General features: G+C 73.1%; 11 protein-coding genes and 1 rRNA gene. 9 read left to right on the top strand and 3 right to left on the bottom strand.

The features are described from left to right. Positions 1–91, top strand: a 5S ribosomal RNA gene (gene rrf / locus AC07DC_RS35845); the annotation flags it as partial. 1618 nt (positions 92–1709) lie between these two features. Next, positions 1710–2588: a tetratricopeptide repeat protein gene (locus AC07DC_RS35840; RefSeq protein WP_478918766.1), complete on the top strand. Its 879-nt coding sequence runs from the start codon at positions 1710–1712 to the stop codon at positions 2586–2588. Positions 2589–2690: 102 nt separating this feature from the next. On the opposite strand, the gene AC07DC_RS35835 is transcribed toward AC07DC_RS35840, so the two are convergent. Next, positions 2691–3959 carry a DUF1015 domain-containing protein gene (locus AC07DC_RS35835; RefSeq protein WP_478918748.1) on the bottom strand — a complete coding sequence of 423 codons (1269 nt, stop codon included), beginning with the start codon at positions 3957–3959 and terminating at the stop codon, positions 2691–2693. Positions 3960–4033: 74 nt separating this feature from the next. Between AC07DC_RS35835 and AC07DC_RS35830 the strand changes: the two genes are divergently transcribed. Beyond that, on the top strand, positions 4034–5053 hold the full coding sequence (locus AC07DC_RS35830) for an HAD-IIA family hydrolase (protein ID WP_478918746.1): 1020 nt from the start codon (positions 4034–4036) through the stop codon (positions 5051–5053). 86 nt (positions 5054–5139) lie between these two features. On the opposite strand, the gene AC07DC_RS35825 is transcribed toward AC07DC_RS35830, so the two are convergent. Then, positions 5140–5487, bottom strand: coding sequence for a sterol-binding protein (locus tag AC07DC_RS35825; protein ID WP_478918744.1), 348 nt, complete (start codon positions 5485–5487; stop codon positions 5140–5142). Between the two features lie 170 nt (positions 5488–5657). On the opposite strand from AC07DC_RS35825, the gene AC07DC_RS35820 reads away from it, so the two are divergent. The 6 genes from AC07DC_RS35820 to AC07DC_RS35795 all read left to right on the top strand — a co-directional run bounded on the left by AC07DC_RS35820 (position 5658) and on the right by AC07DC_RS35795 (position 11641). Then, on the top strand, positions 5658–6584 hold the full coding sequence (locus tag AC07DC_RS35820) for a histone (RefSeq protein ID WP_478918743.1): 927 nt from the start codon (positions 5658–5660) through the stop codon (positions 6582–6584). Next, positions 6577–6789 carry a hypothetical protein gene (locus AC07DC_RS35815; RefSeq protein WP_478918741.1) on the top strand — a complete coding sequence of 71 codons (213 nt, stop codon included), beginning with the start codon at positions 6577–6579 and terminating at the stop codon, positions 6787–6789. The genes AC07DC_RS35820 and AC07DC_RS35815 overlap by 8 nt, the downstream gene beginning before the upstream one ends. 7 nt (positions 6790–6796) lie before the next feature. Then, on the top strand, positions 6797–7603 hold the full coding sequence (locus AC07DC_RS35810; RefSeq protein ID WP_478918740.1) for a TlyA family RNA methyltransferase: 807 nt from the start codon (positions 6797–6799) through the stop codon (positions 7601–7603). Next, on the top strand, positions 7600–8544 hold the full coding sequence (locus AC07DC_RS35805; protein ID WP_478918739.1) for an NAD kinase: 945 nt from the start codon (positions 7600–7602) through the stop codon (positions 8542–8544). The genes AC07DC_RS35810 and AC07DC_RS35805 overlap by 4 nt, the downstream gene beginning before the upstream one ends. 52 nt (positions 8545–8596) lie before the next feature. Then, a complete protein-coding gene (gene recN / locus AC07DC_RS35800; protein WP_478918737.1) occupies positions 8597–10339 on the top strand; it encodes a DNA repair protein RecN in 1743 nt (580 codons plus the stop codon). Positions 10340–10504: 165 nt separating this feature from the next. Continuing rightward, entirely contained in the window at positions 10505–11641 is a 1137-nt protein-coding gene (locus AC07DC_RS35795) for a glycosyltransferase family 4 protein (protein ID WP_478918736.1), read from the top strand. 62 nt (positions 11642–11703) lie between these two features. Here AC07DC_RS35795 and AC07DC_RS35790 read toward each other — a convergent pair whose 3' ends face one another. Beyond that, the gene (locus tag AC07DC_RS35790; protein ID WP_478918764.1) at positions 11704–13509 is read right to left on the bottom strand and encodes a glycoside hydrolase family 15 protein; all 1806 of its coding nucleotides are present in this window, start codon (positions 13507–13509) and stop codon (positions 11704–11706) included. Positions 13510–13874 lie beyond the last annotated feature (365 nt).

Below are 13874 nucleotides of genomic sequence, written 5' to 3'. Positions count from 1 at the left end.
GCCCGGTTACATTCCGAACCCGGAAGCTAAGCCTTTCAGCGCCGATGGTACTGCAGGGGGGACCCTGTGGGAGAGTAGGACGCCGCCGAACAATCTTTATGGACCCTCGGTCCCGGCCTCTGCGCTGGGACCGAGGGTCTTTTTGTTTTGCCCCACCGGTGCGCGGTCACTCGGCAGGTACGAGAGACTGGCACTACAGCAGCACGAACCAAGGAGTTACGACGATGTCCAACTCGCCCGAGGATCGGTCGGATCGGCCTGAGCGCCGGGAGCCGCGACAGAGCGGTGGCGACCGGGGCGGTTTCCGCACCGGCGGCCCGCGCCGCGATGGTGACCGGGCCGGCGGTTTCCGCCGGGATGACCGTCGTGACGACCGACCCCGCACCGACCGTCCGAGTTCCGACCGTCCGAGCTCTGACCGTCCCCGCTCTGACCGTCCGCGTGAGGACCGCCCGCGTACCGATCGTCCGAGTGGCGACCGCGGCGGCAGTTTCCGTCGTGACGACCGCCCCAGCGGCGACCGTGGTGGCTTCCGTCGCGATGACCGTCCGCAGGGTGACCGTCCCCGGTCCGGCCCGCCGAGCGGTGACCGTCGTGACGGTCCGCCGCGCGGCCCGCGTCAGGACGACCGTGGTGGCAGCTTCCGTCGCGATGACCGTTCCGGTAGTGACCGTCCGCGTTCCGGCCCCCCGAGCGGCGACCGCGGCGGCTTCCGTCGTGACGACCGCCCCCAGGGCGACCGTCCCCGCTACGACCGCCCGAGCGGTGACCGTCGTGACGGTCCGCCGCGCGGCCCGCGTCAGGACGACCGTGGCGGTAGTTTCCGTCGCGATGACCGTTCCGGTAGTGACCGTCCGCGTTCCGGCCCCCCGAGTGGCGACCGTGGCGGCTTCCGTCGCGATGACCGCCCGCAGGGTGACCGTCCCCGCTACGACCGTCCGAGCAGCGACCGTCCCCGTGACGACCGCCGTGACGGCCCGCCCCGCGGCCCCCGTCAGGACGACCGTGGTGGCAGCTTCCGCCGCGACGACCGCTCCGGCAGTGACCGTCCGCGTTCCGGCCCCCCGAGCGGCGACCGCGGCGGCTTCCGCCGTGACGACCGCCCCCAGGGCGACCGCCCGCGCTACGACCGTCCGAGCAGCGACCGTCCGAGCAGCGACCGTCCCCGTGACGACCGCCGCGACGGCCCGCCGCGCGGCCCCCGTCAGGACGACCGTGGTGGCAGCTTCCGTCGCGACGACCGTCCGCAGGGTGACCGTCCGCGTTACGACCGTCCGAGCAGCGACCGTCCCCGTGACGACCGCCGCGACGGCCCGCCGCGCGGCCCCCGTCAGGACGACCGTGGTGGCAGCTTCCGCCGTGACGACCGGCCCCAGGGTGACCGTCCCCGCTACGACCGCCCGAGCAGCGACCGGCCGAGCAGCGACCGTCCGCGTGAGGACCGTCCGCGTTACGAGCGGTCGGGCAGTGACCGTCCCAGCAGCGACCGGCCGAGCAGCAGCCGTCCCAGCAGCGACCGTCCCCGCGACGATCGCCGTGACGGCCCGCCGCGCGGCCCGCGTCAGGACGACCGCCGCGACGCGCCCCCGCGCGGGCCGCGCCGTGACGACGACCGGGGCCAGAGCCGCCGGCCGGCGGACGACAGCCGTGGACGGTTCGAGAGCGCCGGGCGCGAGGACCGCCGCGAGGAGCGGGAGCCGGTCAAGCGGCTGCCGATCCCGGACGATGTCACGGGTCAGGAGATCGACCCGAGCGTGCGCCAGGAGCTGATGAGCCTGCCGAAGACGCTCGCCGACGACGTGGCACGCAACCTGGTCATGGTGGCGCAGCTGCTGGACGAGGACCCGGAGGCGGCCTACGAGTACTCCCGGATCGCCCTGCGGCTCGCGTCTCGCGTCGCCGCCGTGCGCGAGGCCGCCGGCTTCGCCTCGTACGCGACCGCTCGCTACGGCGAGGCGCTCGCCGAGTTCCGCGCCACGCGCCGGATGACGGGTTCCGTGGACCTGTGGCCGGTCATGGCGGACTGCGAGCGCGGCATGGGCCGCCCGGAGCGCGCGCTGGCGATGGCGGGTGCGCCGGAGGTGCAGAAGCTGGACAAGGCCGGCCAGGTCGAGATGCGGCTCGTCGCCGCGGGCGCCCGGCAGGACATGGGTCAGCCCGAGGCCGCGGTGGTGACGCTGCAGGGTCCCGAGCTGGCGGCGCACGCCATGAACCCGTGGACCGCGCGACTGCGTTACGCGTACGCCGACGCGCTGCTCGCCGTGGACCGCAAGGCCGAGGCGCGCGAGTGGTTCGCCAAGGCGCTGGAGGCGGACCAGAGCGGCAGCACGGACGCCTCCGACCGGCTCGCCGAGCTGGACGGTGTCGAGTTCGTGGACGCCCTCGTCGAGGAGCCCGCGGAGTCCGCCAAGCCGGCCGAAGCCGAGTCCCAGGACGAGGACGAGGACAACGCCGACGACGCCGAAGAGGATGACGAGGACGACGTCGAGATCGCTGACGCCGATGTCGACATCACGGACGAGGCCGACCCGGCGTCGTTCCTGGACTCGCCCTTCAAGGAGCCCGACACGGGCACCGACAAGGCCTGAGCACAGCACCGAAGTGAGCAAGTGAGCAGGTAGGCAAGTGAGAGGCGGCACCCGCGGACATCGCGGGTGCCGCCTCTTCGCGTTGCGCGCCGAGCAGGTGGCTCAGCCGAGTTCGAGACTGCGCATGACCAGGCCGCTGGCCGGTTTCGGTCCGAAGGAAGTGGACTTGCGGGGCATCGTGACACCCTGCCGGGCCAGCTCGCGGACCACGGCCTCGTCCACGGGATGCATCAGCACCGCGGTGCCACCGTGCCGCTCCGCCTGCTCGACGGCCGATTCCGTCGTGTGCAGGTAGCTGATGTGCTCGGGGACATCCGGCACCTGCCAGATGTCGTCGAGGAGCAGGCTGTGCAGGACCGTCGCGTCGAGCTGTCGCCATTCGCGCGGCTGGTCGTGCGGTACCGACCGGTCGATGTGCACGGGATCGGGCCGGTCGAGCAGCCGGAACCCGCCGTCGCCCGCGAGCAGGAAGGCATTGCCCTCCGCCGCCGCCTCCGCCAGCGCGTCCAGCGCCACCGGCAGCGGTCCGTCGACGTCCCGGACGCGGAAGACGTGCCGGGCGGCCTCGACGGCGTCGGCGACGGGCAGCCGGGGCAGTACCCGGTGGATGGCCCGGACCCGCAGCGGGTAGTGGGCGGTGTCGACGAGGAGCACCAGACCGTGGTCCCAGGGGCTCGGCCCGGAGTGCTCGGCCTGCAGCCGCAGATAGGTCGCCCAGCGGTGGTGGCCGTCGGCGATGAGCGCCTGGCGGGGTGTCAGATCGGCGTCGATCGCGTCGATGGTCCCCGGGTCGGTAATCGACCACAGCTTGTGGTGGATGCCGTCCTCGGTGGTGGTGGCGAGCAGCGGCTCGGTGCCGGCCGTGCGGTCGACGATCTCCGCGGTGGAGCCGCCGCCTTGGTAGGCGAGCAGCAGCGGTTCCAGGTTGGCGCCGGTCGCGCGCATCAGGGCGGCGCGGTCGGCCACCGGCCCCGGCATGACGTCCTCGTGCGGGAGCACGATCCGCTCCTCCGGCGGCGTGAGCCGCAGGACGCCGATCATTCCTCGCTGCAGATGGTCGCCGTCACGCTGCTCGTACACGTACAGCCCGGGTTCCGGGTCGGGGGCGAGGACGCCCTCGTGCTGCCACCGGGCGAGGGCCGTGGCGGCCTGCCGGTGGCGGCTGGTGGGATCGGCGTTGTGGGGCAGGATGAGACGGACGACGTTGTGCGGGTCGGCGGTCTCCAGATGACGCTGCCCGTCGGGGCGCACCACGACGTCGTACGGTGGCGAGGTGACCGCGGCCAGGCTGCCCACCCTCTCCGGCACGTAGCGGAGCCCGCGGAAGGGGGCGAGGCGCAAGCCGTGGGGAGCGGGTCCTGAAGTGGTCATCAGCGCATGCTACGTCGCCCGCGGCGATGGGGGATGATCAAGGTGATGGACGACATACGAGGAGCGGACACGCGATGACCCACCGGACCAGTCCGAGCGGCTGCGACCGAGCACTGGACGCGGCGTACGACACCGCACTGCTCGATCTCGACGGGGTCGTCTACGCCGGTGGTGACGCCATCGCGCACGCCGTCGAGTCGCTCGCCACCGCGCGCGAGCACGGGCTGCACCTCGCGTACGTCACCAACAACGCGGCCCGCACGCCGCAGACGGTGGCCGGGCATCTGACGAAGCTCGGTGTGCCCGCGGACGCGGATGACGTGATCACCTCGGCGCAGGCGGTCGCCCGGCTGATCTCCGAACAGGTGCCGGCGGGCTCACGGGTGCTGGCGATCGGCGGCGAGGGGCTGCAGACGGCGCTGCGCGAGCGGGGTCTCGAACCGGTCGCGTCGGCGGAGGAGGATCCGGCGGCGGTGGTGCAGGGCTACGATCCCGAGCTGCGCTGGTCGCTGCTGGCGGAGGCCTCGTTCGCGGTGGCGCGCGGGGTGCCGTGGTTCGCGTCCAACACCGACCTGACGATTCCGAACCCGCGCGGGATCGCGCCCGGCAACGGCGCCGCCGTGGAGGTCGTACGGATCGCCACCGGCGGCGAGCCGCAGGTGGCGGGCAAGCCGCAGCCGCCGATGCACCGCGAGACGATCCTGCGGACCGGCGCGAAGCGGCCGCTGGTGGTCGGCGACCGGCTGGACACCGACATCGAGGGTGCGACGGGCGCCGACGTGGACTCGCTGCTGGTGCTGACGGGCGTGACGACGGCGGCGCAGCTGCTGGCCGCCGTGCCGAAGCACCGACCGACGTACGTGGCGGCCGATCTGCGCGGGCTGCTGGAGCCGCAGCCGGACGTCTCGACGGACGGTGACGGGTCGCGGTGCGGCGGCTGGACGGCCTCGGCGAACAGCGACGCGCTCACCGTGGAGGGCGAAGGTGACGCCGTCGACGGCCTGCGGGCGCTGTGCGCGGCCGCCTGGGCGGCGGCGGGCGGCGGAGCGTGCGAGCTGGACGCAGGGAAGGCACTGGCCCGGCTGGGGTTCTGAGTCCGGCCGGGGTCTGAGTCCGGTCGGGATTCTGCGTCCGGCCTTTCATGACCGGCCGGCCGGCCGGCCTGCCGGTCGGACAGGGCCTAGAGCAGCGTGCGCAGCCGCAGCAGGTCGCGCAGGCCGGCCTCCAGCTTGACCCGGCCGCTGCCCCACGCCTTGGCGAAGCTCAGTTCGCCGCCGACCAGGGCGACGAGGTCGTCGCCGGCCATCGTCAGCCGGATCTGGGCCTTCTCGGCGGGCGCCCCGGGCACCGTGGTCACGTCATGGATCCGGCCGTCCGTCAGACGTCCGACGAAGGTCGTGGCGAGGTCGGTGATGTGGCAGCTCAGCGACCGGTCCAGGGAGGTGGCGCTGCGAATGTCGCCGTTGGCCCGCGAAAGGTTCTCCGACAGCTGGTCGAGTGCGCTGCGGCACTCCTCGATGGTCGCCATCGGTCGAGCGTCTCCCGTTCGGGTGGTGCGTACGGGTGCCGGAGCAGCCCGCGCCACGATCATGTGGTCCGTCCGATCGACGGTACCTCAGGGCACCGTACGCCGTGGGCGGGGCAGTACGGGTAGCGTCAGGTGCGGATACGTCAATGGCGAGGCGAGGAGTGAGGGCGATGCGGGACGCGCTGCGTACCTGTCTGCAGATCGCGGGCGGCCTGACCGAGGCGACCCGGCGGCGGGCGGTGGGGGTGGCCAGAGAGCTGCTCGACCAGACGGGGATAGATGTCGACGCCGTCCAGCGCAAGATCGGCGAGAGCATTCCGCCGGAGGTGCAGGTGCTGGCGGACGAGCTGATGGCGGCCGGACGGGCCAACCGCGATCTGCTGATCGGGCTGATCCGCGAAGAGGTCGAGAAGGCGATGGGCCGGGTCGGACGCGTCGCCGACGAGGTGACGAAGGTCGGCGTGGTCCTGGAGACGTTGGAGCGCCGCGTACGGAACCTTGAGGACGAGGACGAGGACGGCGCCGGGTATGCGGCAGCTCCGGCCGAGACCGGTTCACCGCTCTTCGAGCGGATCACGGTCGATGCGGTCGATCCGGTCGAACCGGTGGAGACAGCGGATCCCGTGAAGACGTTCGAGACGGTCGAGTCGGTCGATCGGATCTACCCGGTGGATCCGGAGGCTCCTTCCGGGCCGGCCGCCGCCAAGCGCCCCGTGCAGCCCGTAGAGCCCGTCCAGCCCGTGAAGCCCGTCCAACCGGTGAAGCAGCCCGAGCGGAAGGCCCCGCCGAAGGCGAAGAAGGCCGCCCCTCCCGCCAAGAAGGCCGCACCCGCGAAGAAGACGGCCGCGCAGCAGCCGACGGCGAAGAAGGCTCCCGCCAAGAAGGCCCCCGCGGCCAAGAAGGCGACTCCGGCCGGCAAGACACCTGCGGCCGGCAAGACCCCCGCGGCCAAGAAGACCGCTCCGGCGAAGAAAGCCCCCGCCGCGAAGAAGACCGAACCCGCCACGAAGACCGCACCCGCGAAGAAGGCCGCCCCCACCAAGAAGGCCGCCGCCAAGAAGACCGCCCCCAGGAAGAAGACGGTCTCCGATGAGTGAGCCCCTGCCCGCGGAGGGGCCGGCGGCCGGTATCGCCCCGCTGGGATTGGCGCCGGCGCCCACCGGGCAGGCCGCCGTGGACGCGCTGATCACGCGGCTGAGCGACGCCGACGACCTGCCGACCGCGGATCACATCGAGGTGTACGAGGATGTGCACCGTGGGCTGCGCGAAGCGCTCACCGCACTCGACGACAACAGGAGCTGAACCGTACGTGGCACGACGCCGACTCGACGCCGAGCTGGTGCGCCGAAACCTGGCGCGCTCGCGCGAGCACGCCAGCCAGCTGATCGCCGCGGGGCGGGTCACCATCGGCGGCGCGACCGCGACCAAGGCCGCCACCCAGGTGGAGACCAGCGCGGCCGTGGTGGTGGCCAAGGACGACAACGAACCCGACTACGTGTCGCGCGGGGGCCACAAGCTCGCCGGCGCCCTGGCCGCGTTCACCCCGCTCGGCCTGAAGGTCGAGGGGCGGCGCGCGCTCGACGCCGGGGCCTCCACCGGAGGCTTCACCGATGTGCTGCTGCGCAACGGCGCCGCCAGCGTCGTTGCCGTCGACGTCGGCTACGGCCAGCTGGCCTGGTCGCTGCAGAGCGACGACCGGGTCGTCATCAAGGACCGCACCAACGTGCGCGAGCTGACGCTGGAGCACATCGACGGCGAGCCCGCGGACCTCATCGTCGGCGACCTGTCGTTCATCCCCCTCGGTCTGGTGCTGCCCGCGCTGGTGCGGTGCGCCGCCCCCGACGCGGATCTCGTTCTGATGGTGAAGCCGCAGTTCGAGGTGGGCAAGGAGCGGCTCGGCACCGGCGGTGTCGTGCGCAGCACGCAGCTGCGCGCCGAGACCGTGCGGACGGTCGCCGGGCAGGGCGCGGCGCTCGGGCTGGGCGTCATGGGTGTCACCGCAAGTCCGCTGCCGGGACCTTCCGGCAATGTGGAGTACTTTCTTTGGCTGCGCGCCGGTGCGCCAGAACTGGACCCGGCGGATGTCGACCGTGCTGTGGCGGAGGGGCCCCGTTGACCACGAACACCGAAACGCAGGACCGTGCCGAACCTCAGGGACGCACCGTCTTCCTGCTCACCCACACCGGCCGCCCGGCGGCGATCCGCAGCGCGGAACGGGTCGTACTAGGCCTGCTGCGCTGCGGGATCGGAGTGCGGGTACTGACGGAGGAGGCCGCGGACCTGGCCGCGGAGCTGCCGCTGCCCGCCGAGGTGGAGCTGGTGACGGAGGGCGGCCCCGGGGCCGTCGCGGGCTGCGAACTGATCATCGTCCTCGGTGGTGACGGGACGCTGCTGCGCGGTGCGGAGTTCGCGCGGGCGTCCGGTGTGCCGATGCTCGGGGTGAACCTGGGGCGGGTCGGGTTCCTCGCCGAGGCGGAGCGGGACGACCTGGACAAGGTCGTGGACCGGGTGGTCACCAAGCAGTACGAGGTCGAGGAGCGGATGACGCTCGACGTCCTCGTCCGCAACGACGGACATGTGGTGCACACCGACTGGGCGCTCAACGAGGCGTCGGTGGAGAAGCAGGCGCGGGAGCGGATGCTGGAGGTCGTGACCGAGGTCGACGGACGTCCGGTGTCACGATTCGGCGGCGACGGCGTGGTCTGCGCGACCCCGACCGGATCTACGGCCTACGCCTTCTCGGCCGGCGGCCCGGTGGTCTGGCCCGAGGTCGAGGCCCTGCTGATGGTGCCGATCAGCGCGCACGCGCTGTTCGCGCGGCCGCTGGTGACCTCGCCGCGCTCGGTTCTCGCCGTCGAGGTGCAGCCCAAGACGCCGCACGGCGTGCTGTGGTGCGACGGCCGGCGCACCGTGGAGCTGCCCGCAGGAGCCCGGGTGGAGGTACGGCGGGGCGCGGTGCCGGTACGCCTCGCCCGGCTGCATCACGCCTCCTTCACGGACCGTCTGGTGGCGAAGTTCGCCCTGCCGGTCGCGGGCTGGCGGGGCGCCCCGCAGTAACCGGGGAGCGCCAGGGGCGGATGCCCGTCGCGCGGCGGGCAGCAAACCTCGTATGGTCGTATCCGTGTTGGAGGAGATGCGGATCCGGTCGCTGGGCGTCATCGAGGATGCCGTGGTGGAGTTTTCACCCGGTTTCACCGCGGTGACCGGCGAGACCGGCGCGGGCAAGACCATGGTCGTCACCAGTCTCGGCCTGCTGTTGGGCGGTCGGGCCGATCCCGCTTTGGTGCGGATCGGCGCGAAGGCGGCGGTGGTCGAGGGGCGGATCACGCTCGGCCGGGACTCGCCTGCCGCCGTCCGCGCCGAGGAGGCGGGGGCGGAACTCGACGACGGCGCGCTGCTGATCAGCCGTACCGTCTCGGCCGAGGGGCGGTCGCGGGCCCATGTCGGCGGGCGCTCGGTGCCGGTCGGGCTGCTCGGCGAGCTCGCCGACGACCTGGTGGCGGTGCACGGCCAGACCGATCAGCAGGGCCTGCTGCGTCCCGCCCGGCAGCGCGAGGCGCTGGACCGGTACGCGGGCGACGCCGTCGCGGTCCCGCTGGCGAAGTACGGGGCGGCGTACCGGCGGCTGCGGGAGGTGGCGGGCGAGCTCGACGAGCTGACCACCCGAGCCCGCGAGCGGTCCCAGGAGGCGGATCTGATCCGCTTCGGGATCGGCGAGGTCGCCGACGCCGAGCCGCTGCCCGGCGAGGACACCGAACTGGCCGCCGAGGCCGAGCGGCTGGGCCACGCCGAGGCGCTGGCCTCCGCCGCGGCCGTCGCGCACGCCGCGCTCGCGGGCAATCCCGAGGACCCCGAGGGCAACGACGCCAATACCCTCGTCTCCGGCGCCCAGCGCGCCCTGGAGGCCGTCCGCGCCCATGACCCGGCGCTCGCGGCGCTCGCCGAACGCATCGGCGAGATCGGCATCCTCGTCGGCGACGTCGCCCAGGAGCTCGCGGGCTACGCGGACGACCTGGACGCCGATCCGCTGCGGCTCGCCGCGGTGGAGGAACGGCGTGCGGTGCTCTCGCATCTGACCCGCAAGTACGGGTCGGACATCGACGGCGTGCTGGCCTGGGCGGAGCAGAGCGCCGCCCGGCTCGGTGAGCTGGAGGGCGACGACGAGCGGATCGCGGAGCTGGCCGGGGAACGGGACGCGCTGCGGGCCGAGCTCGGGGACCTCGCGCAGGCGCTGACCGACGCCCGTACGGAGGCGGCGGACCGTTTCGCCGCCGCGGTCACCGCGGAGCTGGCGGAACTGGCGATGCCGCACGCGCGGGTCGGTGTGGCGATCCGGCAGACCGCCGATCCCGAGGGGATCCCGGTCGGCGGGCAGCTCGTCGCCTTCGGGGCGACCGGCGCCGACGAGGTCGAGCTCCAGCTCGCCCCGCACCCAGGAGCCCCGGCCCGGCCGATCGCCAAGGGCGCGTCCGGTGGTGAACTCTCCCGCGTGATGCTCGCCGTCGAGGTCGTCTTCGCCGGCTCCGATCCCGTGCCGACGTATCTCTTCGACGAGGTCGACGCGGGTGTCGGCGGCAAGGCCGCGGTCGAGGTGGGCCGCCGGCTGGCGCGGCTGGCGCGGACCGCGCAGGTCGTCGTGGTCACCCACCTCCCGCAGGTCGCGGCGTTCGCCGACCGGCAGCTGCTCGTCGAGAAGACGAACGACGGTTCGGTGACCCGCAGCGGTGTCACCGTTCTCGAGGGCGAGGACCGGGTGCGCGAACTCTCCCGTATGCTCGCCGGGCTCGAGGATTCCGAACTCGGCCGCGCCCACGCCGAGGAGCTGCTGGCCGCGGCCCGCGCCACCAGCTGAGGCCGCGGCCGTCCCGGCGCGTAAGCGCTACTCGTTCGAGTGATCCACGGCGCCCGTACCCGGGCCGGGAGGCCGTCGGTGCCCACGGCATGCCGTGCGGGCCTGGCATCCTTGGGGTATGGCGCAACAGCCGTCGTCCGACGCCGAGTCAGGAGCTGTACCCGGGTGAGCAGCACTCCGATCCCCGTGCGGGGACAGCTGCACGCCGTCCTCGTGCTGGGCGGGGCGGGCGGTCCCGCCGGCGCGCACGTCAGCTCGCTCGCGGGTGGCCTCGTCGCGCGCGGTGTACGCGTGACGGTGTGCGCTCCGGCCGCCACCGAAAACGATTACGGATTCGCGGGCACCGGCGCCCGGTTCGCGCCCGTGGAGATCGCCCACCGGGCGGCCAGGTCCGACGCGACGGTCATCGCGCAACTGCGGGTGGCCTGCGCGGACGCCGATGTCGTGCACGCGCACGGGCTGCGCGCCGGGTTGCTGTCGTCGCTGGCGATCAGCGGCCGTCCCACTCCGCTCGTGGTGACCTGGCACAGCGCGGTCCTCGCCGAGGGAGCCAGGGCCCGGCTGCTGAGCTGGCTGGAACGCCGGGTGGTGCGGGCCGCGGCCGTGGTGCTCGGGGCCTCGTCCGACCTGGTGGACCGGGCCAGGGCGCTGGGCGCCCGGGACGCGCGGCTGGCGCCGGTCGCGGTGCCCGTTCCCGGGGCCGTGGCGCAGGAGCCGCCGGGGGACGCCGAGCGGATGCGGCAGAAGACGCGGGCCGAGTTCGGGGCGGTGGACCGGCCGCTGGTGCTGGCCGTCGGCCGGCTGGAGCCGCACAAGGGGTACGACCTGCTGCTGGACGCCTGCCGCCTGCTGGCGGACCACGACCCCCGGCCGCTGTTGGTCGTCGCGGGAGAGGGTTCCCGGCGGGCCGCGCTGGAGCAGCGGATCGACACCGAGCGGCTGCCCGTCCGGCTGATCGGCCGCAGGGACGACATCGGGGAATTGCTGGCCGCCGCCGACGTGGTGGTGCTGCCGAGCCGCTGGGAGGCGCGCGCCCTCATCGCGCAGGAGGCCCTGCACGCGGGTGTGCCGCTGGTCGCCACCGCGGTCGGCGGGATCCCCGAACTCGTCGGCGACGCGGCGGAGCTGGTGCCGTTCGGCGATCCGGTGGCGCTCGCCCGGATGGTGGCCCGGCTGCTCGACGATCCGGAGCGCCGGCTGGCGCTCGGCGCCGCCGGGCGGGCCCAGGCCGCCACCTGGCCGACCGAGGACGACACGGTCGCCCAGGTGCTGAGCATCTACGACGAGTTGGCGCAGCGCTGAACCCCTGAGCGGCGGGCGGGCGACGGGCGGCGGGACCGTTCGGTCCCGCCGCCCGTACGGGCTCAGCCGCCGCCGTACGCTCCGCAGGCACTCAGCCGCAGGGCCGTGTCGATGAGCGGCACATGGCTGAACGCCTGCGGGAAGTTGCCGACCTGGCGCTTGAGCCGCGGGTCCCACTCCTCGGCGAGCAGCCCCAGGTCGTTGCGGAGCGCCAGCAGCTTCTCGAACAGCTGGCGGGCCTCGTCCACCCGGCCGATCATCGCCAGGTCGTCGGCCATCCAGAACGAGCAGGCCAGGAAGGCCCCTTCGTCGCCCGGCAGCCCGTCGAGGTTCTCGTCGCCGCTGCTGGTCGGGTAGCGCAGGATGAAGCCGTCCTCGGTGCTCAGCTCGCGCTGGATCGCCTCGATGGTGCCGATGACGCGCTTGTCGTCCGGCGGCAGGAAGCCCATCTGCGGGATGAGCAGCAGCGAGGCGTCCAGCTCCTGGGAGCCGTAGGACTGGGTGAAGGTGTTGCGCTCCTTGTCGTAACCCTTCTCGCAGACGTCCCGGTGGATGTCGTCGCGCAGCTCGCGCCAGCGCTCCAGCGGGCCGTCGGCCTCGCCCGACTCGATGAGCTTGACGGTGCGGTCCACCGCGACCCAGGTCATCACCTTGGAGTGCACGAAGTGCCGGCGGGGGCCGCGCACCTCCCAGATGCCCTCGTCCGGCTCGTTCCAGTGCGATTCGAGATAGCGGATCAGCTTGAGCTGCAGCAGGCTCGCGTAGTCGTTGCGCGCCAGCCCCGTCATATGGGCCAGGTGCAGGGCCTCGGTGACCTCGCCGTAGACGTCCAGCTGCAGCTGGTGGGCCGCGCCGTTGCCGATCCGGACCGGGGTGGAGCCCTCGTAGCCGGGCAGCCAGTGCAGCTCGTTCTCGCCGAGCTCGCGCTCGCCGGCGATGCCGTACATGATCTGCAGGTTCTCCGGGTCGCCGGCCACCGCGCGCAGCAGCCACTCGCGCCAGGCCCGCGCCTCGTCCCGGTAGCCGGTGCGCAGCAGCGAGGAGAGCGTGATCGCCGCGTCGCGCAGCCAGGTGAAGCGGTAGTCCCAGTTGCGGACCCCGCCGATGTCCTCGGGCAGCGAGGTGGTCGGCGCGGCCACGATGCCGCCGGTGGGCCCGTACGTGAGGCCCTTGAGGGTGATCAGCGAGCGGACCACGGCGTCCCGGTAGGGGCCGTGGTACGTGCACTGGTCGACCCAGTCCTGCCAGAACTGCTCGGTGGACTCCAGCGAGGCCTCCGGCTCCGGCAGCGACGGCGGCGGGCGGTGCGAGGGCTCCCAGCTGATGGTGAAGGCCACCCGCTCACCGGGCGAGACGGTGAAGTCCGCGTACGTCGTCAGGTCCTTGCCGTACGTGTCGACCTCGGTGTCCAGCCAGACGGAGTCGGGCCCGGCCACCGCGACCGTGCGGTCGCCGACTTTGTGCACCCATGGCACGATCTGTCCGTAGGAGAAGCGCATCCGCAGGGCGGAGCGCATCGGCACCCGCCCGCTGACGCCCTCCACGATCCGGATCACCTGCGGGGCGCCGTCGCGCGGCGGCATGAAGTCGATCACCCGGACCGTGCCGCGCGGGGTGTCCCATTCGGATTCCAGCACGAGGGAGTCGCCGCGGTAGCGCCGTCGTGTCGCCGCGGGCGGTCCGGCTCCGGCGGCGTGGGCCGGGCCCAGCCTCCAGAATCCGTGCTGCTCGGTTCCGAGCAGGCCGGCGAAGACCGCGGGGGAGTCGAACCGGGGCAGGCACAGCCAGTCGACCGTCCCGTCCCGGCAGACCAGTGCAGCGGTCTGCATATCGCCGATGAGTGCGTAATCCTCGATGCGCCCGGCCACCTGCATCTCCAGTCGAATGACGGCGCCGGCCTCGGAGGGCCGGTCTTGCGGTCTGGGGATTTTCGACGAGCTCTTGGTCCGGGAGCGGGCGGGGTTGGTGCCGTGCCGGCCGGCTCGCAGCGATGTGTCCGAGCAGGATACGTCGTCGGGGAGGGAGGTGCGCGCGTGACGGTTGTCTTCACTGGGCCGGTCGGGTGCACTTGTTCCGCTCATGCCCGAGCATGCCATTAGTCCCCTTGCGAGCTGCTAAAAGCGGGCTAGTGACGTCGCCGCCGGACGCAGCCGCCCACGGTCGCTGATACCCTGGTAGCCCGTGGGCCGGTGGGCTGAACCACTGAACCGCCGCGACGGCACTCCCCCCGATT

This window comes from Streptomyces sp. NPDC045021, assembly GCF_056432645.1.
The sequence above is the reverse complement of the archived record's forward strand: the minus strand, read 5'-3'. Positions and strand labels throughout refer to the sequence as shown.